The sequence below is a fragment of the Acinetobacter lwoffii genome (assembly GCF_049367455.1).
Classification (GTDB): domain Bacteria; phylum Pseudomonadota; class Gammaproteobacteria; order Pseudomonadales; family Moraxellaceae; genus Acinetobacter; species Acinetobacter lwoffii_W.
This window is the reverse complement of the sequence record NZ_JBMPXW010000001.1, coordinates 2,771,124-2,790,954: the sequence shown is the minus strand read 5'-3', so window position 1 is coordinate 2,790,954 and position 19,831 is coordinate 2,771,124. Positions and strand designations below refer to the sequence as shown.

Below are 19,831 nucleotides of genomic sequence, written 5' to 3'. Positions count from 1 at the left end.
ATAAAAAAGACCCTTTGATAGGGTAATGCCAGTCAGTTAAGAAATTGACTGGCATTTTCTTGGGTATTTCTGCGGTTTTCCTTTCACAACTCGTGGGCAACTTCTAACCCTTCTCTCAGGCAAAACATACCTCCTCGATTTCTCCAGTAAACTTTCTAGATGTTTAGGTAAATTCCCTGCGGAGTCTAAAGAATCAAATCTTAATATATTCAGGATGCTGATAGAGGCAATATGAAAGCTGATTCTCAAAGGACTGACTTTTGCACGTTGAGCCATATGTTTCATTTGTCTTCTTAGAATATTATAGGCAATGAAGACCCCCCATAATTCTTGATAAATTAAATCAGGTTGCTTGCTCCTCAAATGCTTACCTTCCTGTAAATCACTTTTGATTTCTCGGTAACACATTTCTATTTCCCAGCGCTGGGCATAAAGCTTCGCCAAGCCTATCAGTGGATATGCCTTTGAATCCATTAATGAAGTGATATAACGTCTAATTTTCCCTGCCTGCTCAACTTCAATCAAACGCGCTTCCCAATATTCTCCTAATGATGGATTTAGCTTCCTGGCTCTAGCTGAAAGAGGCATTTTGATTTGAAAGTCATGCGGGGAATTACGTTTAATGATCTCATAGCGTAAATTATCTTTTGCTCTCATTAACCAATGACTGGCTTCTACTCGTGTTTGCCAGTCAATCAAGAAATCAGCAGAGAAATAGGCTCGATCAAACAAGGTAATACTATGCGATGGAGGACATAATCGATTTGCCAGTGTAAGTTCACCCTGATCCATGCTACCTATTTGGGCATCAATGATTTCATGGGTGCTGGTATTTACCAGGCAGGTTGCTCTCACTTGTGGATAAGGGGCTGCAGCGGTTTTACCCTTAGATGAGCCAAAGTGTTCAAAATTCTCGTCTGTATAAGGCATAGACCAAACCACCCCGTCAACAGCACATACACTAAGGCCATGAAAGTTTGAGTATTGCTGTTGGGATTCTTCAAACCAGGCTTGGCTGAGTAGAGAAAACAAGGTATTCAAGGGCTCTCGTCCTAAACGTTGTCGTGCTTGCACTGCTGCACTGGGGACACAATATTCTGTTGTACCAAACACAAGTTTTAGTTGCTCTACGACATACCCGATCGGTTGATCTCGAAATAGGGCAAGCCCAATTACCAGCCATACCACATGTTCGGCAGGTAATTTTCTTCTCCTGATAGAAGCCTTACCTGTTTGATGTAGGCTTTCTTTAATCCAGTTTAAATCAATGAGTTCACTGAAATGGCTGAGTGAAGGCAAAGAATGTTGAAGGGTGCAATCTAAATTTTCAGATAAAGTCATAAAAAAAATGAGCGTATTGGCATACACTCATTTTTACTACATTTTTCTAATGTCTGCTTAACTGACTGGCATTACTTTGATAGGGTCTTTTTTATGAGATAGATATTATGATTTATTGTTTTAAAATTGATAACTAAAGATCCAATCGAAAGCTAAACAATTGAATTTATAAATACAATTAAATCAAAGCTTATCAATACATGAAAACTGTAATGACAAACAAATACCAACAGTAAAGTCATGTCAAAATGGCAATAATAATGAATACACCTGTAATGTTCGGGAAGATATTTTTAAGAGTGGAGATCCTTGCAATTTTGTATGGGCGCATTTTTAATGAGAAATATGATTGAAAATCCTCAATTAATCTATATCTTACGATGAGAGGATGTTTGTTTTCAAAACAGAATTCAATACAATCTTGTTCAAAGCTATTATCAGTTCACATTTATATATTGAGATTCAGTCTATATGCAGATTTACTTGGCACGAAACAATCAACAAGCTGGTCCATATACGCTCGAGCAATTGAATCAGATGCTGGCGAATCAACAAGTCATGCTGACTGACCTGGCATGGCATCAAGGCATGACCGAGTGGAAAGCCTTAGGTGAACTTACCCAAGGAAAATCGGTATATCAACCCGAAGGTTATGTCGCTCCAGCAGTCACACCTGAAACGCCGGTATTCCAGAATAGCCAACCAACGACTTCGGCCTACTCACAGCCTCATACTCAAACAGCAACTCAAAAAAATGAACTTGCCAGTATTCCAAGCCGTATCCTGGCCAAAATTGTAGACGTATTACTGTGGCTACCAGCAACCTTCATTTTGACTGCTTTTTTTACGCCTGAACAGGAAACCCGGTTTGCTCAACTGAATGAAGAATTCATGAATGTTGTGCTGAGTAGCGATGCAGATCCTGCAATGGCTCAGCAATTACAGACTCAAATGTTTGAGATGTTTTCTCAGCAGGCGTGGCTTGCCACAGCGGTCTATTTGATTATCATGCTGGCCATTCAAGCCTTTCTGATTGCCAAATCAGGCCAAAGTATTGGTAAAAAGCTGACAAAAATCAAAATTGTAGATGCAGAATCAGGTGAAAAGCCCAGCCTGTTGCGCGCTTTTACTATTCGTAGCGTATTCTTCATATTTTTAAATATTGTATTTATGCCACTGAGTTTAATTATTGACTGGGCCTTCGGATTGGGCAAAAAACGTCAAACCTTGCACGATAAACTAGCAAAAACGAAAGTTGTGAAACAATAGCGCAGGAATACACAAAATGGGATGAATATCATCCCATTTTGATTACAGAACTTTGAAATTGAAATAAAATTCCCATAAATCCTCCCCAATCCAGACCAGCAAAATCGGTTTTTATTACAGGCATTTAAAGCGCCCTAGATATAGCTTAGTTCGTGAATCTCAGGCATAATGCCCTACAACGTAGCGGTGTATTGTGATTAATAGGATGTTTTGTAAAATTCAGCCTTTTTTGTCATATGCACTTTAATCGCTATCCCATATTAAATTAGGGAATGGGACTCTTCACCGAGGTTGTAAAATGAGACAAACGATTTTAGCTGTATTGTCTTTATCTGCGATGACTGCACTCTTGACCGGGTGTGGTGGTGATATGGTACTTCTGAACTCTAAAGGTCCAGTTGCAGCAGGTCAAAGTAACCTGATGATGACTGCGATTTATTTAATGCTTTTGGTGGTTATTCCATCAATCATCATGGCATTATGGTTCGGTTGGAAATATCGTGCATCGAATAAAGACGCAGACTATAAACCTACATGGACACACTCTACTGCGATTGAAATTGTAGTATGGGGTATCCCTGTCATTATTATTGGTATTTTAGCTTGGTTAACTTGGTGGGGCTCCCACAAGTATGACCCATACCGTCCAATTGAAGCAGATAAAGCGCCATTAACTGTTCAAGTTATTGCTGAGCAATTTAAATGGATCTTCATCTATCCTGAGCAAGGCATTGCAACTGTTAACGAATTGCGTTTCCCAGAGAAAACTCCGGTAAGCCTTCGTTTAACCTCTAACTTCACGATGAACTCGTTCTTCATCCCGGCGTTAAGTGGTCAGATTTATGCAATGGCAGGTATGCAAACTCACCTCAACCTATTAGCTGATGAAACTAGCCCAGCTGAAGGCTACCGTGGTTTCTCTTCAAACTATTCAGGTTACGGCTTCTCACAAATGCGCTTCCGTGCACATTCTGTGACTGATGCCCAGTTTGCCGAATGGGTTTCTGCTATTCAGGCAGGAAACGGTACTTCAGTTAACCCTAATGCAGTACAAAAAACTGTTCTAGACCAAGCTGAATTTGCAAGCTTACGTGACGGTAACCGCGGTGTTCACCAGATCGAAGCGATTATTGCAAGAGCTAAGACTCCTGAAGAGAAGGCTGCTGCTGAAGCAATGAAGCCTTACCCTACTAAGCCACATCCTGTGACTTACTACTCTTCTGTAGAGCAAGGTTTGTTTGAATCTGTGATTCACAAGTATATGAGTAACTACCACGGTGCTGACCATTCAGCTCCTGTAGAAGCTGCAGCGACTGATGCTGTTGCTCATGAAGCGTCTGCTTCTGAAGCTCATGTAGCTGGTGAACATGCGACTGCTTCTCAAGGAGAATAAGACATGAGCTTCTTAGGTAAGTTAGGTCCGGATGCAATTCCTTACGATCCAATCGTATTGGCAACTGTTGCAATGATGATCTTGGGTGGTATCGCAGTTGTTGCCGGTATTACCTACTTCAAAAAATGGGGCTACCTGTGGAACGAATGGTTCACATCTGTAGACCATAAAAAAATTGGTATCATGTACCTGTTCGTATCGATCATCATGCTGGTGCGTGGTTTCGCCGATGCGATCATGATGCGTCTTCAGCAGTTCCTTGCAAAAGGTGGCGGCGAAGGTTATTTACACCCTGAGCATTACGACCAGATCTTTACCGCGCATGGCGTGATCATGATCTTCTTCGTGGCAATGGGTCTTGTTGTTGGTTTGATGAACATCTCTGTACCGCTTCAAATCGGTGCACGTGACGTTGCATTTCCATTATTAAACTCACTCAGCTTCTGGTTATTCGCCGGTGCTGCGGGTCTAATGATGGTGTCACTCGCGTTAGGTGAGTTCGCTGCAACAGGCTGGATGGCATACCCTCCACTGTCTGGCATTGAATACTCTCCAGGCGTAGGTATGGACTACTATATCTGGGCACTGCAAATTTCAGGTCTGGGTACGCTATTAACGGGTGTTAACTTCTTCGTTACCATCATCAAAATGCGTGCGCCTGGCATGAAACTTATGGAAATGCCAATCTTTACCTGGACATCTTTATGTACAGCAGTATTGATTATTGCGGCTTTCCCAGTGTTGACTGCAACAATTGCAATGTTAACGCTTGACCGTTACTTCGGTTTCCACTTCTTTACTAACGACTTGGGTGGTAGCCCGATGTTGTACGTGAACTTGATTTGGACTTGGGGTCACCCGGAAGTATATATCTTGGTATTACCAGCATTTGGTATTTACTCTGAAGTTGTTGCGACTTTCTCGCGCAAAGCATTGTTCGGTTACAAATCAATGGTGTATGCAACAGTAGCAATCACAGTATTGTCATTCGTTGTATGGGTTCACCACTTCTTTACCATGGGTGCAGGTGCCAACGTTAACGCGTTCTTCGGTATCATGACCATGATTATTGCGATTCCTACAGGTGTGAAAATCTTCTCTTGGTTATTCACCATGTACAAGGGTCGTATTGTTTACACTACTCCAATGCTATGGACACTAGGCTTCCTGGTAACTTTCGGTATCGGTGGTTTAACAGGTGTATTGATGGCGGTTCCACCAGCGGACTTCCTGGTACATAACTCTTTATTCCTGATTGCTCACTTCCATAACGTAATTATTGGTGGTGTAGTATTTGCGATGTTCGCAGGTATCATCTTCTACTGGCCGAAAATGTTCGGTTGGAGACTGAATGAGACTTGGGGTAAAGCAGCGTTCTGGTTCTGGTTCTTCGGTTTCTACTTTGCGTTCATGCCACTTTATATCCTTGGTTTCATGGGTATGACACGTCGTTTGAATACATTTGACAACCCAGAATGGGACCCGTATGTAAATATCGCGATGTTCGGTGCAGTTCTGATTGCGCTTGGTATCGTATGTTTCATTCTACAAATCGTGGTTGGTTTCTTACAACGTGACCAACGTCTGGATTTGACTGGCGATCCATGGGATGGTCGTACCCTTGAATGGGCGACATCTTCTCCTGCTCCGTTCTATAACTTTGCTCATCTTCCAAAGATCAATGGTATTGATACTTTCTGGATCGAGAAAGAAAATGGTGTTGCGTATGCAAAACCAACGAAGTACGAAGATGTTCATATGCCAACTAACCGTGCTGCCGGTTTCGTTATCGCGATGTTCATCACTGTTATGGGCTTCGGTTTAATCTGGCACATCTGGTGGTTAGTAGTTGTTACGTTCCTTGCTTCTATCATTAGCTTCATCGTGTCTTCTTTCACCAAGAAAGTGGATTACTATGTTCCAGCTGCTGAAGTTGAGCGTATTGAAAACGAACGCTATGCGATTCTTGAAAAACACTTGAAGAAGGACTAAGACAATGGCTGAAGTACTTCATCACGATAACCACGGACACGATGAGCATCATCATCACGATGATACTGACATCACCGTCTTTGGTTTCTGGACTTACTTGATGAGTGACCTTGTCCTGTTCGGTACACTCTTCATTGCGTTCGCTGTTTTGAGTAGCCACATTCCTGTGGATACTCCAAGTGCGAGAGACCTGTTTGGCGACTCTTTAGGTTTCGTTCTTACTGAAACCTTCGCCCTATTGATCTCTTCTGTAACCTTTGGTTTTGCAGTTCTTGCTGCATACAAAAAAGACGTTGCAAAAGTACTGACTTGGTTAGCGATTACTTGGGTATTCGGTGCTATCTTCATCGGCATGGAACTATATGAGTTCAATCACTTAGTTCATGCTGGTCACGGTCCAAGCACAAGTGCGTTCTTATCTGCGTTCTTTACTTTGGTAGGTACGCACGGTATTCACGTAACTTCTGGTCTGGTCTGGATGATCGTGCTTATGGTTCAAATCAAGAAATATGGTTTGACTCTTGCAAACACGCGTCGTCTAGCTTGCCTAAGCTTGTTCTGGCACTTCCTTGACATCGTTTGGATCTGTGTATTCAGCGTAGTTTACTTGATGGGAGTTCTGTAATGAGTCACGATCATAACGCTGCTGGCGAATCACACGGTAACGTTAAGCAATATACCGTTGGCTTCATCCTTTCTGTCATCCTTACCGTAATTCCATTCGGTATGGTGATGGCAGGCGGTTTTGGCCGTGGTATCTTGATTACTGTCATCGCGATTACTGCGGTTGCTCAGATTCTTGTGCAGTTAATTTACTTCCTGCATATGAACTCTTCTTCAGAGCAACGCTGGAATGTGATTGCATTCGTGTATACCATCTTAACTATCGCTATTCTTTTAGTGGGTTCTGTATGGATCATGAATTACCTACACTACAACATGATGATCTAAACTGGTCGTCATGCTGAAAAAGTATTTATTCCTGACTAAGCCAGGAATTCTCTTCGGTAACTTTGTTACCACTTTGGGTGGCTACTTCGTAGCCACTCAAGGTTCTGTAGATTTCCTTCTCCTGCTTATTACCCTTCTCGGTACTACGCTTGTCGTAGCATCAGGATGTGTGGTCAACAACGTGATTGACCAAGACATCGACCAAAAAATGCAGCGCACCCAAAACCGTGCTCTGGTCACCAAAACCATTTCCGAACCTATTGCTCTGGCCTTTGCCCTGATATTAGGCATCGTTGGTTTTAGTCTTTTATGGTTCTGGGTAAATGCGTACGCTTTCCTATTCGCGGTGATTGGTTTTGTCGTATATGTTGGTTTCTACAGCCTATGGACAAAACGAACCACAATTCATCAAACTGTTGTAGGCAGTATTTCTGGTGCAGCTCCGCCTGTCATTGGTTATACCGCAGTGGCCAATCAATTTGACCTCGGTGCGTTACTGATCTTTTTAGGTTATGCGCTATGGCAAATGCCTCACTCATGGGCGATTGCGATTTACCGCTTTGATGATTACAAAAATGCAGGTATTCCGATTTTGCCTGTGGCGCGTTCGATTCATCGTACCAAGATTGAATCACTGGTTTATGTGGTGTTATTCACACTAACCATGAATGCGTTATTTGTCTTTGGTTATGCCAACTGGTTCTATGCAGTGATTTTAAACTTACTGTGCATTTACTGGTTGTATATCGGTGTCATTGGCTTTAAAGCTGAAAATGATCAACTTTGGGCAAAGAAATATTTCTTGTTCTCGGTGATCCTGATTACTGTCATCAGTATTATCTTTAGTTTTACCTCAACTGCACCATCTACACAGATTGTGTTTTTTTAAAAAGATAGAGTTAGTCTCTATCTTTTTTTATTTTGATTTCTCTTAATCCCCTACTTCCAATAGTTGTAGAGCAGAATCAAAATTTCAGCTTTAGAACTTAACCCTTCATTTCTTATCTCTGATAAATTTACCTATTTTTGACTTTAGCCTGACATTGATAATGTTTATGCAGATTTTAAGTTAGAAAAAGTCACTTGATATTGTCGATAGTACATTTGATGAATTTATCCACTCTAAGCCTGTTTAAAGCTATAACGATTTTCTAGCAAGGTATGCAGAGATAGAGATAATTTCGCAAAAATGTCTTATTTGATTGAAATTATCCCTAAAGATCACTACAATTCCCCCTTCGCAAACACTGCGACACAACTTTGGTTGTGACTCCTTGCTTCAATTTACTTAAATTGGGGCTGTCCAAACCGTAAGGAGCTGACAATGCGTCATTACGAAATCGTACTTTTAGTACACCCTGATCAAAGCGATCAAGTCGTTGGTATGGTAGAACGCTACCTAACTCACATCAAAGAAGCTGAAGGTCAAATCCACCGTCTTGAAGACTGGGGCCGTCGTCAATTGGCTTACCCAATCAACAAGATCCACAAAGCTCACTACATTCTTATGAATGTTGAGTGTGGTCAAACTACTCTTGATGAGCTTGAAGAATTGTTCCGTTATAACGACGCAATCATTCGTAGCCTTATCATTCGTCGTGAAAACGCTATCACTGAAGAGTCACTATTGGCGAAGAGTGCTGAAGAAAAACGTGCGCGTAAAGCTCAACGTGAAGAAGCACAACACGCTCAAGACTCTGCTGAAGCTTAAGGAGAACATAACATGGCACGTTTTTACCGTCGTCGCAAGTTCTGCCGCTTTACAGCTGAGAACGTTACGTACATCGACTACAAAGATATCGACACTTTAAAACAGTACATCACTGAAAACGGCAAGATTGTTCCTAGCCGTATTACAGGTACTAAAGCTCGTTACCAACGTCAATTAGCGTTAGCTATCAAACAAGCTCGCTACTTGTCTTTGATCCCTTACACTGACAATCATAAGTGAGGTTGAGCTGTGGATATTATCTTATTACAACGCATTAAAAACCTAGGTAAACTAGGCGATAAAGTTTCAGTTAAAGCTGGTTACGGCCGTAACTTCCTTATCCCACAAGGTATGGCAGTTGCTGCAACAGAATCAAATACTGCTGCTTTTGAAGCTCGTCGTGCTGAACTTGAGAAAGCTGAAGCTGATGTTTTAGCTGCTGCTCAAGCACGTGCTGACCAATTGAACGAAGTGAACATCGTTATCACTGCGAAAGCTGGTGACGAAGGTAAACTATTCGGTTCTATCGGTACTCGTGACATCGCTGACGCGTTGACAAATGCTGGTCTAGAAGTAGACCGTGCTGAAGTACGTCTTCCAAATGGCGCGCTTCGTCATACTGGCGAATTTAACATCGCAATCCAATTGCACCATGATGTTACTGCAGAAGTTCTAGTTACTATCGTAGCTGAGTAATTTCTCGCCTCAAAAAGAGCATGCGAAAGCATGCTCTTTTTTTATCTCTAAAAAATATAATCTAGCCAACACTGTCAAATTCATTTTATTATTCGTGTTTACAAAAAATTGCACTTCGCATTTTTGATCAGAGCGCGTATCATTTCATCTCGTAGTGAATAAACGCTATTCATCTCCGACGATATTTAACCATTGTATTTAAAATCAGGGATTTATATGTCACAGGCGAATGCCAGCAAAAAGGTAGCTACTGCTAAACCGGAAATTGTTACTGAAAATAGCAATCTCAAGGAGTTCCGTACTCCGCCACACAATTTAGCAATTGAACAGGCTGTACTTGCTGCCCTTATGACTGTGGCTGAATCTTTTGAGCAGGTCGGTGATGTGCTGACCGAAAATGATTTCTATGCCACCCGACATAAATATATCTTCCGTGCCATTGAGCAACTCTCTAAAGAAAACTCGCCTTATGATGCGGTTCTGGTGCATGACTGGCTCATTAAACAAAACTTGCTCGACGCAATTGGTGGCGAAGAGTATTTGATGCAGCTGATGGCAGACTCACCCTCAAGTTTCTATAACCTGGAAACTTATGCTGGGAAAATTAAAGAGTTTGCTACCCTGCGCAGCATGATTAAAGTCAGCTCTGAAATTTTACAAAATGCCTATGACACCAAAGGCCGTACCGTCAGTGAAATTCTGGATCTGGCTGAGACCAATATTTTCTCGATTGCCGAACAGCATAATAACAATGCCAAAGCGCAAGGCCCTAAGCCGATCAACTCGGTGGTTGCGGACGTATTTGATAAATTAAATGAACTGTCACAAATGGAAGGTAGCATTACCGGTTTAACTACTGGTTTTGTGGAACTGGATAACAAAACTTCCGGCATGCAATCCGGTGACCTGATTATTGTCGCAGCGCGTCCATCCATGGGTAAAACCACCTTTGCCATGAATCTGGTCGAAAGTGTTTTATTCAATAACAACCTGCCTGCTCTGGTCTATTCAATGGAGATGCCAGCCGACTCGATCGCCATGCGTTTGATTTCATCATTTGGTCGCGTGCATCAAGGACATTTACGTTCTGGTAAAATGGACAGTGATGAATGGTCAAAAGTCACCAGTACCATTGTGCATTTACAAGAAAAAAATCTGTATATCGATGATTCTTCTGCACTGCCGCCGACAGAATTACGTGCCCGTGCGCGTCGTATTGCCAAAATGCATGGCGGAAAGCTGGGCTGCATCATGGTCGATTACCTGCAGCTGATGAAAGTCCCTGGCATGGGTGATAACCGTGTTGGCGAGATCTCGGAAATTTCCCGAAGCTTAAAAGCCTTGGCGAAGGAAATGCAGTGTCCAGTGATTGCCCTGTCACAGCTCAACCGATCGCTGGAGAACCGTCCAAACAAACGTCCGGTGATGTCCGACTTGCGTGAATCTGGTGCGATCGAGCAGGATGCCGACTTGATCATGTTTATTTACCGTGATGAGGTTTATAACAAGGAATCCAAGGAAGCTGGCACCGCCGAAATCATTATCGGCAAACAGCGTAACGGCCCGATTGGTACCGTACGTCTGGCATTCGAAGGTCAATATACCCGCTTTAGTAATCTCTCACCTGAGTTCTATGCTCAGTATGATGATGAAGAGTAATCAGACTCTCGTCATCACATTTCCATCGTCCCTCTAGGAGTAATTTAGGGTGCGTCAAGCTACAGTTTATATTGACAGCGCTGCGCTGCAATATAATTTAAACCGTGTCAAACAACTTGCCCCAACCGCGAAAATAGTCAGCATGGTAAAGGCCAATGCTTATGGACACGGAGTTAAAGACTGCTTAGCAGCCTTAAGCGAAACCGATGCCTTTGGTGTCGCCTGCCTGCAAGAAGCCCTGGAAATTCGTGAATTGGGCTATCTACAGCCGATCACGCTCATCGAAGGTGTTTTTTCTGCAGATGAGATGCCAATCGTAATCGAACAGAATATTGAAGTTGTGGTACATCATCAGGCCCAACTCGACTGGTTACTGGCTCATAAAGAGACCTATATCGCCAAAGATCTTAAAGTCTGGGTCAAACTGAACAGCGGCATGAACCGATTAGGTTTTAAGATTGATGTGATCAAAGATGTAATTCATACGCTAAAAGCTGAAGGCTTTAGTTGCGTGCTAGCCATGCATTTTGCCAATGCCGATGCCGAGCATCCACTGAATGATGAACAAATCCGTCAATTCCTGGAAATTAAAAATGACTGCGCTCCAATTTTAGCCTCTTGCTGTAACTCGGCTGCAATCTATAAATATCCAGAATTGCATTTTGACTATGTCCGTCCCGGGATCATGCTCTACGGCGCGACGCCTTTTGCAGACCGTGATGTACATGACCTGGATTTGAAACCGGTCATGACCTTTACTGCCGAGATTATTGCCTTGAATGAGATTCAAGCAGGTGAGCATGTCGGTTATGGTTCGACGTTCACCGCAGACCAAAACATGACTTTGGCCATTGTTTCAATTGGCTATGGTGACGGTTATCCTCGCGCTTTCCCTAAACAGAACTATGTCGCAATCAATGGTCAGCAAACTCGCGTGATTGGCCGCGTAGCGATGGATATGATCGCTATTGATGTCACAGGATTAGATGTGCAATTGGGCACAGAAGTTGAACTTTGGGGTAAAACCCGTCTGATTGACGATGTTGCAGAAGCGAATGGCACGATTGGTTATGAACTATTATGCCGACTGAGCAATCGTCCACTACGCAAAGTAGTTTGATCTAATCTTAAGAGTTAAAAAAGCCCAATCTATGTTGGGCTTTTTCTTTAGGCTGACTTTTGTTCCTCGCCCTGCTCTATGCATAATTGCATTAATAAGGCATCGACATGAGTTTGCTGAAAGGCAAAAGGATTAAAGTCATCAAATCCCATTTCCCGACAGAATTGTTGGATCTGACTACGTTTGGAAATATATTTCATGGACCAGTCCGGGAAACTTGGATATTCAATTTCCTTGGTTTCAAATAGTTTAATGTCCTGATGGCGAGGATCTTTATTCAGTCGCTCCACCAGCAGACTTTTTAAAGTGGGACATTCACCTTCCAGACATTGAAAAAAATGACCATCTGCGAAATAAAGTACACCTGTCACTTGATGCTGGTAATTAAAATCACGGGCTTCTTTCAAAATATTCGCTAAATCTTCAAGCAAATCAGTTTTGGGAGAAGTACTTTTACTGGCGTAACAAAATTGGTACATGCGCTAACTTCTCTATTTTTATTATGCTGGACTGCATAGAAGTTAATACTGTACGCGAAAAGCCTGAATCACGATAGGTTTTTATAAGAAATACTCATTAGAGGGAACAGGAAGTTCTGCCAGTCCTTTTTTTAAGGTCTCTGACCATTGCCGGCTGATTGACGTGAAATACTCATCATCTTCGGCAATACGCTTGCCTCTTGGCATGATCAGACTGTCTTTTTTATAGACCAGCACATCGAGGGGCATGCCGACCGATACATTGGAACGTAGGGTCGATGCAAATGAAATCAGGGAACAGCGCAAAGCTTCATCCAGCGGCATATCATAAGTCAGCGCACGATCCAAGATTGGCTTGCCATATTTACTTTCGCCAATCTGGAAATACGGCGTATCGCGTGTGGCACAGATAAAGTTCCCTTGCGGATAAACATGATAAAGCTGCATATCCTGATCTTTAAGTTGCCCCCCGACCAGCAGATTGCAATAATAATTACTTTGTTCCGAAATATCGCTCGTAACATTGGCAATCACTTTTTTCAGCATACTACCCACCAGCTCAGCGACATCAAACATGGTGTGCAGACTCAAGATATTGGGTTCCTGCTTCAGTTCGAGCTGATTTTTGATATGCCCAATCACGGCTTGTGTGGTTGCCAGATTTCCGGATGCCTGTATGACGATCATACGTTCACCAGGAATACCAAAGGTATACAACTTTCGAAATACAGAAATGTGATCTACTCCGGCATTGGTCCGGGTATCACTGATAAAAAGCATACCTTGCTCTAAACGTAGTGCACAACAATACGTCATTCATTCGTCCTTATTAACATCCTAGCACTTGAACGATGGAATGCATGGATTCCACACCGCCCTTTTCTCTGACACCGCGTACCGGCGCCACATCCCAATAATCCCGTCCAATCGCCACATAAACATGCGAACTTGGAGTAAACAACAGATTACTGACATCAAAACAATACCATGTCTGGTCTACAAACACCTCTGCCCAAGCGTGACTGGCCAGATGCGAAGCATTTTGTGCATATAAATAACCAGAAACATAGCGTGCAGGCAAACCTAGATATTTGCACATGGCAATAAAAATATGACTATGGTCCTGACAGACGCCCTGTCTGGACTCAAAGGCATCTATTGCAGAGCCTTGCACTGAAGTACTGTTGGAAATATAAGGCACATGCTCCAGCAAGGCCTGTGCCAGTCCAATCAAATGCTGACGGGTTAATGCAGGAACATGACGTTGTGCAAAGTCTTTCATTGCTGCATTACATTGTGTCGATTCGGTCGGCTGTAGAAAAAGATTGGGATTGATTGAATCATTCAGTCCACTCTGATGCGCAGGATTCAGTTCAACAATCCCTTGCGCCATGATAGTCAGGGAATAATAAGGCTCCCGCTGGCTACAGGTCATCCACAGATTATGAAATGCATCTTTCCGGATTTCTTTATTACCCGGCACACTAATATCCCAGGAATGCACCCGCTGATGCGCATTGCTCGAAGGCATCATTTTAATGTACTGAATACTGTTCCTCACCTCGGCCGTGTACATATAATGCGTTTGGTGATTCACCATCAATTTCATACATCTGCCTCAAACAGTTGATGAATATGGTCGCTAAACTGGTAAAACTGAATCCGGTTCGGTTCTGTACGCAACTGCTCCCAGTACTGTTCCAGATCATTCCAGCCCATCTCTACCAAAATTCTGACCACATAATCAATCTTGCAGAGTGTAGTACTGGTTTCTTCACCCAGACGTAACTGATGATCGAGCTGTTCGACACATTGCCCTAGACTAAAAAACAGAAAAATATCGGAAGATTCGGCTTCCAGAATATCTTCACATTCCGTCACCACTTCACAGATATAACCAGCATTTTTGTCTGCGGTTTTGATCAATTTCATCAGTTCCGCATAGCCTGAAGCAGACAGCACCCCGCGTAATTCCTGAATATTGTCTTTAGCTACTTTAAACTGCTGGCTAAAAGACGCCACTTGCGTAGGATCAAGTACCAGCTCATTTAGGGAACTGGCATCAAAGGCAGGCAAACAGAAAGCATGGGCATACGCTACTGCCGCTTCGTCTTCTAAAAATGGAAAGCGCGCACATAAAAAATGAGTGCGAGATAAATAACGCCCTAACCAAAAAATATGTTGTGCATTGCTATTCAGCAAAACCATGACATTTTCCTTCTTTGGAATCTTATGAATGTAAATTGTCGACTACCCAGGTATCTTTGATACCGCCACCTTGTGATGAATTCACCACCAGTGAACCGGGCTGCATCGCCACGCGTGTCAAGCCACCCTGTACGATTTCAGTACGATAAGGCGAACTTAATACAAATGGGCGTAAGTCGATATGACGTTCAGCAATACCAAAATTGGTCAAAGTCGGACTAACCGATAAGTCCAAAGTTGGCTGCGCAATATATAAATGCGGCGCAGCTAAAATTTTCTCCCTGAAAGTTTCAATTTGCTGTTTAGACGCTTGTGGTCCAATGAGCATGCCATAACCGCCCGAACCCTGCGCTTCTTTCACCACCAGCTGATCCAGATGAGCCACGACATAGTCTAATTCTTCAGAATTACGACATTGATAAGTCGGAACATTTTTTAGAATTGACTGCTCGCCCAAATAAAAACGAATCATTTTGTCGACATATGGATAAACCGATTTGTCATCTGCCACACCGGTTCCCGGTGCATTGGCAATCACAACATTATTTTGCAAATAAGCTGACATCAAGCCAGCGACACCCAAAGTGCTATCCGGTTTAAAGCATAAAGGATCAAGAAACGCATCATCGACCCGTCTATAAATAACATCGACTCGTTGGCGACCACGTATGGTTTTTACATAAACCTTCGAGTCATCAACAAAAAGGTCACGTGATGTTACTAATGGCACATCCATCTCTCTTGCAAGGAAAGAATGTTCATAGTAAGCACTATTAAAACGTCCTGGGGTCAGTACCACCACAAATGGCTTATCGACATAAGCATTTTCGATCAGGATTTCTTTTAATAATTGTGGATATTGCTCGATTCCGGCAATCTTGGACTGCTCGAATACTTTCGGCATCAGTTTTTCACTGATCTTGCGGCATTCCAGCATATAAGACACGCCAGATGGCGTTCTGAGATTATCTTCTAAGACATAAAACTCGCCCTTGGAATCACGGATCACATCGATCCCGCTAATCTGGCTATAAATCCCGCCTTTCAAGCTATGTTGATACATATGCGGCTGATAGGCTTCATGAGTTAAAATCTGCAACTCAGGAATGATATTGGCTTTTAAAATGTCCTGTTGATGATAAATATCATGTAAGAATAAATTTAGCGCCCGTACTCGTTGTGCCGAGCCTAAAGCCACCATATTCCACTGTTTCCGGTCTATGACTCGCGGAATGATATCGTAGGGAATAGTGCGTTCTACGCCTTCTTCATCGCCATAAACGGTAAAGGTAATACCATGATTTAAAAAATGTTCTTTTGCTACCTGATTCAGTGCATTGAGTTCATCCAGCGTATGTTGAGATAACCATTCTTCCAGTCTTTGACCTGCCTGACTGGACAGCACATGTTCATCCTGCATTTCATTAAAGAACTTTGAAGATAACTGCTGCAGTAAAAGTTGTGGGTTTGTTGTAGTAGATACCGCTGTAGTTTTAGTGTCTATAAAATTTTTTCCAATATTCTGGGAACTAAATTTATCAATTGTTTCAATCACATTTGTATCCCGATTTCCTTTAAGCATACAAACCCTCGTATTATCATCTATTATAATTAAATCAAAGCAATATCCATGCCATGACATCTGCATTTCAATTACCATTAATCTAATAAATGCCCAATGAACTCAATGCTATTTTCGACCAAGTTGTTTTAGAATTGTAGGACAAATGTTGCACAGAGGGACTTGCGAAAAAATGAGAGTTTTTTTATTGTGTTAAGCTAAGCCTAAATCCCCTCTTCTTTATTGCCAGCAAAATAAATTATGTCAGCACAAGAAAAAGAAACTTCAAACAGTCTGTATCGCCAATGGCAAATTTTGTCGCGTCTTTCTACCGGCAAATGGATGGGAACACGTGAATTACAGGAAATCCTGAATCGCGAAGGCATTGATATCAGTCTACGTACCATTCAGCGTGACCTGAATCAGATTGCGCAACGCTTTCCAATTGAAAGCAGTAAAACCACGCCGCAAGGCTGGCGTTGGCGTTCAGATGCGCCGCTGCAAAGTTTGCCGCATATGACCAGCTCGCAAGCGGTCACTTTCATGATGGTCGAAGAACATTTAAAACATCTGCTGCCACCGAGCCTGATCGAGGAAATGAATCCGTGGTTTGATCTGGCACGACGCAGTCTTTCTTCCCAGAACAATGTCCGGCAATGGATTAACCGCGTACGCATTGTTCCGGCCACCCAACCGCTGATTCCACCTGTGGTAGATAAGGCCGCGCAGCAAGCGGTGTATGAAGGCCTGTTACAGGACAAACAACTGGAATGTGTGTATCAGGGCCGTGGTCATAACAGCGAAGAAAAAACCTATATTCTCAATCCTCTGGCATTGGTACAAAAAGGGTCAATCATTTATCTGGTGTGTACCCGTCATGACAAATCGGATATCCAGACCTTTGCACTGCACCGCTTTAAATCGGCCGTCGTGCTGAATTCACGTGCCTTGCATCCGGTCAATTTCGATATTGATGATTATATTGATTCTGGTGCACTGGGCTTCCGGGTGGACTTCAACCATCCCACCGAAAATGTCACGCTTAAACTCAGCATGTCAGAGTCGGATGCGCATTACTTTGAGGAAAGCCAGCTCAGTAAAGACCAGAAAATTGAAAAAATGGAAGATGGCATGTCGCTGATCACTGCTACCGTGCCATTTACCTCTCAACTGGTCTGGTGGCTGCGTAGCTTTGGTAAAAAGATTAAACATATTGAACCGAGTATTGTGGCCAATGCAGTCGCTCAACTGGATGAGGAAAACCCTTAACTACACAGGCTTCATCCAGATTCTTTTAGGTATTCCAGAATAAAAAAATCCCCAAATTGGGGACTGGAGAATTATGCTTATATTTTTATTCTTGTTGTGGTGATCTGCCGCTGTGCCAATCTGCTTTTCTTTGACACCCCGAAATGCAGCTTGAATGAAACATCAATATTTAAAAATGACTGAGACATGAGCAAGCCAGCTCAGCATCATTAAAGCGAATGGATTTTTTGGTCATGGTTTAAGACTCCTATGTAGTGAATAAACCGACTATAAAGTCATCCGCCTTACTTGTGAAATAAATAGAATGCATGTCTTTTGCAGATTTTTTCTATAGAACTTTTTCCGTAAAATTTATCTGTAATCGCTGCCGATTCATTGTCTGGCTTAATAGCATTTTCGGCAAGTTTATAAAATCGAATAACAATTCTCTGCTTGTATAAGATACCTCGCTCTGCACATCATAAAGCCCTATAGAAGTAGAAATAGGGACTTAATTTTACAATGGCTAACCCTGCTCAATTAGTACGTCACAAGCTGCTCAATACTTTCTTTTCCCGCCATTCGGTCTGGTTTGCCTGCATTCTGATTGCAGTGATTTTTACTACATTTCATATCGGTTATTCACCGCGTTATATCTATTATTTTATGCCGCAAACGTTAGTGAATACCCTATGGATCCTGAGCATTCTGCTGAGTTTGCTGGGTTTGTATGATGTACTACAAAATAAGCATTCCATTCTGAAAAATTATCCCATTATGGGACATTTCCGCTTTATCTTTGAGGAATTCCGTCCCGAGATTCGTCAGTATTTTATTGAAGCCGACCGGGACGCACTGCCTTTTTCCCGTATGCAGCGCAGTCTGGTGTATCAGCGGGCAAAAAATGAAAATTCTGATAAACCTTTCGGCTCGATCCTGAATGTCTATGAAGATAATTACCGTTTTGTTAGTCATTCCATCACGCCCTGCAAAGTTGCCGATCCGCAGACTTTTCGCATCCTGATTGGAAATGAGCAATGTACCCAGCCCTTTTCAGCTTCTATTTTAAATATTTCAGCCATGAGCTTTGGCAGCATGAGTGCCAATGCAATAAGAGCCCTTAATCTCGGCGCTAAAAAAGGTGATTTTTTCCATGATACAGGCGAAGGCAGTATCAGCCCCTACCATCTGGAATATGGCGGTGATCTGGTCTGGGAAATTGGCAGTGGTTATTTTGGCTGCCGTACTTTAGATGGGCAATTTGATCCGGAACGTTTTGCTGCACAAGCCAAATTACCCCAAGTGAAGATGATTGAAATCAAGCTTTCGCAAGGCGCAAAACCTGGCCACGGCGGTATTTTACCTAAAAGTAAAATTTCGGAAGAAATTGCCCAAATTCGAGGCATCAGCCGTGATCATGATTGTGTTTCACCTTCGAGTCATCCGGCATTTAGCACACCGATTGAAATGATGCATTTCATACAAAAATTACGTGAACTTTCCAACGGAAAACCGGTCGGATTTAAGCTATGTCTGGGCCAGCCGTGGCAGTTTATGAGCATGGTCAAAGCTATGTTACATACCCAGATTTACCCAGATTTTATTGTGGTTGATGGCTCTGAAGGTGGAACGGGAGCTGCACCCATTGAATTAATTGACTATGTTGGTGCCCCATTAAGAGAAGGTTTGCTGTTTGTACACAATACCCTGGTTGGTGCAGGTTTGAGAGATAAGATCAAAATTGGTGCAAGTGGTAAAATAATTAGTGCATTCGATATTGCCAGCACGCTTGCCATTGGTGCGGATTGGGTGAACTCTGCCCGTGGTTTTATGTTTGCAGTGGGCTGTATTCAGGCACAAAGTTGTCATACCAATCAATGCCCTGTCGGAGTCACCACCCAAGACAAAGATCGCCAGAAAGCCTTACATGTGCCGACCAAGGCCGAACGGGTGTTTCATTTTCATAAAAACACCTTACATGCCCTGTCTGAATTAATAGCTTCCGCAGGTCTCAAACACCCTTCCGCTATTAAGGCGCATCATCTGGCACAACGCGTGAATAATCACGAAATAAAGAACTTTGCGCAGATTCATTTTTGGCTCAAAGAAGGTGAATTATTGTCCTGTGAAAATAAGGATGAGGAGAACTTCTACTTCCGGATGTGGAATTTGGCCCAATTAGAAAAATTTTAAATCAATAGCA

Annotated in this window: 19 protein-coding genes; 13 read left to right on the top strand and 6 right to left on the bottom strand. The window is 42.6% G+C overall.

All coding sequences use genetic code 11. The features are described 5' to 3' along the window. Positions 1–36: 36 nt before the first annotated feature. Positions 37–1,341, bottom strand: a complete 1,305-nt coding sequence (locus tag ACO1B7_RS13415) for an IS4 family transposase (RefSeq protein WP_005104965.1) — start codon at positions 1,339–1,341, stop codon at positions 37–39. Between the two features lie 471 nt (positions 1,342–1,812). Here ACO1B7_RS13415 and ACO1B7_RS13410 point away from each other — a divergent pair, with 471 nt between their 5' ends. From ACO1B7_RS13410 to alr, 11 genes are all read left to right on the top strand, one after another. Continuing rightward, positions 1,813–2,610 carry an RDD family protein gene (locus ACO1B7_RS13410; protein ID WP_005247265.1) on the top strand — a complete coding sequence of 266 codons (798 nt, stop codon included), beginning with the start codon at positions 1,813–1,815 and terminating at the stop codon, positions 2,608–2,610. A 298-nt stretch (positions 2,611–2,908) separates the two neighbouring features. After that, complete coding sequence (gene cyoA / locus ACO1B7_RS13405; RefSeq protein ID WP_044108868.1) at positions 2,909–4,003, top strand: ubiquinol oxidase subunit II; 1,095 nt, start codon at positions 2,909–2,911, stop codon at positions 4,001–4,003. 3 nt (positions 4,004–4,006) lie between these two features. Beyond that, positions 4,007–5,995 carry a cytochrome o ubiquinol oxidase subunit I gene (gene cyoB / locus ACO1B7_RS13400; protein ID WP_005252153.1) on the top strand — a complete coding sequence of 663 codons (1,989 nt, stop codon included), beginning with the start codon at positions 4,007–4,009 and terminating at the stop codon, positions 5,993–5,995. Between the two features lie 4 nt (positions 5,996–5,999). After that, positions 6,000–6,620, top strand: a complete 621-nt coding sequence (gene cyoC, locus ACO1B7_RS13395) for a cytochrome o ubiquinol oxidase subunit III (protein WP_005247268.1) — start codon at positions 6,000–6,002, stop codon at positions 6,618–6,620. After that, entirely contained in the window at positions 6,620–6,946 is a 327-nt protein-coding gene (locus ACO1B7_RS13390; protein WP_004645410.1) for a cytochrome o ubiquinol oxidase subunit IV, read from the top strand. Before cyoC ends, ACO1B7_RS13390 begins: the two co-directional genes overlap by 1 nt. Before the next feature lie 10 nt (positions 6,947–6,956). After that, positions 6,957–7,835 (top strand): heme o synthase, encoded by an 879-nt coding sequence (gene cyoE / locus ACO1B7_RS13385; RefSeq protein ID WP_085064866.1) that lies wholly within the window; start codon positions 6,957–6,959, stop codon positions 7,833–7,835. Between the two features lie 435 nt (positions 7,836–8,270). Then, a complete protein-coding gene (rpsF, locus tag ACO1B7_RS13380) occupies positions 8,271–8,657 on the top strand; it encodes a 30S ribosomal protein S6 (RefSeq protein ID WP_004278789.1) in 387 nt (128 codons plus the stop codon). Positions 8,658–8,669: 12 nt separating this feature from the next. Then, positions 8,670–8,897: a 30S ribosomal protein S18 gene (gene rpsR / locus ACO1B7_RS13375; protein ID WP_004278792.1), complete on the top strand. Its 228-nt coding sequence runs from the start codon at positions 8,670–8,672 to the stop codon at positions 8,895–8,897. A 9-nt stretch (positions 8,898–8,906) separates the two neighbouring features. Then, positions 8,907–9,353 carry a 50S ribosomal protein L9 gene (gene rplI, locus ACO1B7_RS13370; RefSeq protein WP_004645413.1) on the top strand — a complete coding sequence of 149 codons (447 nt, stop codon included), beginning with the start codon at positions 8,907–8,909 and terminating at the stop codon, positions 9,351–9,353. Positions 9,354–9,569: 216 nt separating this feature from the next. Further along, positions 9,570–11,012: a replicative DNA helicase gene (gene dnaB / locus ACO1B7_RS13365; RefSeq protein ID WP_004278794.1), complete on the top strand. Its 1,443-nt coding sequence runs from the start codon at positions 9,570–9,572 to the stop codon at positions 11,010–11,012. 49 nt (positions 11,013–11,061) lie between these two features. After that, positions 11,062–12,132, top strand: coding sequence for an alanine racemase (alr, locus tag ACO1B7_RS13360; protein WP_004278795.1), 1,071 nt, complete (start codon positions 11,062–11,064; stop codon positions 12,130–12,132). Positions 12,133–12,179: 47 nt separating this feature from the next. On the opposite strand, the gene ACO1B7_RS13355 is transcribed toward alr, so the two are convergent. The 5 genes from ACO1B7_RS13355 to ACO1B7_RS13335 form a co-directional block, all read right to left on the bottom strand. Continuing rightward, a complete protein-coding gene (locus ACO1B7_RS13355; protein WP_004278796.1) occupies positions 12,180–12,611 on the bottom strand; it encodes a BLUF domain-containing protein in 432 nt (143 codons plus the stop codon). 81 nt (positions 12,612–12,692) lie between these two features. Next, on the bottom strand, positions 12,693–13,427 hold the full coding sequence (locus tag ACO1B7_RS13350) for a proteasome-type protease (RefSeq protein WP_004278798.1): 735 nt from the start codon (positions 13,425–13,427) through the stop codon (positions 12,693–12,695). Between the two features lie 13 nt (positions 13,428–13,440). Continuing rightward, entirely contained in the window at positions 13,441–14,220 is a 780-nt protein-coding gene (locus tag ACO1B7_RS13345; RefSeq protein ID WP_004278799.1) for a transglutaminase family protein, read from the bottom strand. Then, on the bottom strand, positions 14,217–14,819 hold the full coding sequence (locus ACO1B7_RS13340) for an alpha-E domain-containing protein (RefSeq protein WP_004278801.1): 603 nt from the start codon (positions 14,817–14,819) through the stop codon (positions 14,217–14,219). Before ACO1B7_RS13340 ends, ACO1B7_RS13345 begins: the two co-directional genes overlap by 4 nt. A 22-nt stretch (positions 14,820–14,841) precedes the next feature. Beyond that, entirely contained in the window at positions 14,842–16,401 is a 1,560-nt protein-coding gene (locus ACO1B7_RS13335) for a circularly permuted type 2 ATP-grasp protein (protein WP_004278802.1), read from the bottom strand. Between the two features lie 240 nt (positions 16,402–16,641). Here ACO1B7_RS13335 and ACO1B7_RS13330 point away from each other — a divergent pair, with 240 nt between their 5' ends. Continuing rightward, positions 16,642–17,649 (top strand): helix-turn-helix transcriptional regulator, encoded by a 1,008-nt coding sequence (locus ACO1B7_RS13330; protein WP_004278803.1) that lies wholly within the window; start codon positions 16,642–16,644, stop codon positions 17,647–17,649. 501 nt (positions 17,650–18,150) lie between these two features. Beyond that, a complete protein-coding gene (locus ACO1B7_RS13325) occupies positions 18,151–19,821 on the top strand; it encodes an FMN-binding glutamate synthase family protein (RefSeq protein ID WP_004278804.1) in 1,671 nt (556 codons plus the stop codon). Positions 19,822–19,831 lie beyond the last annotated feature (10 nt).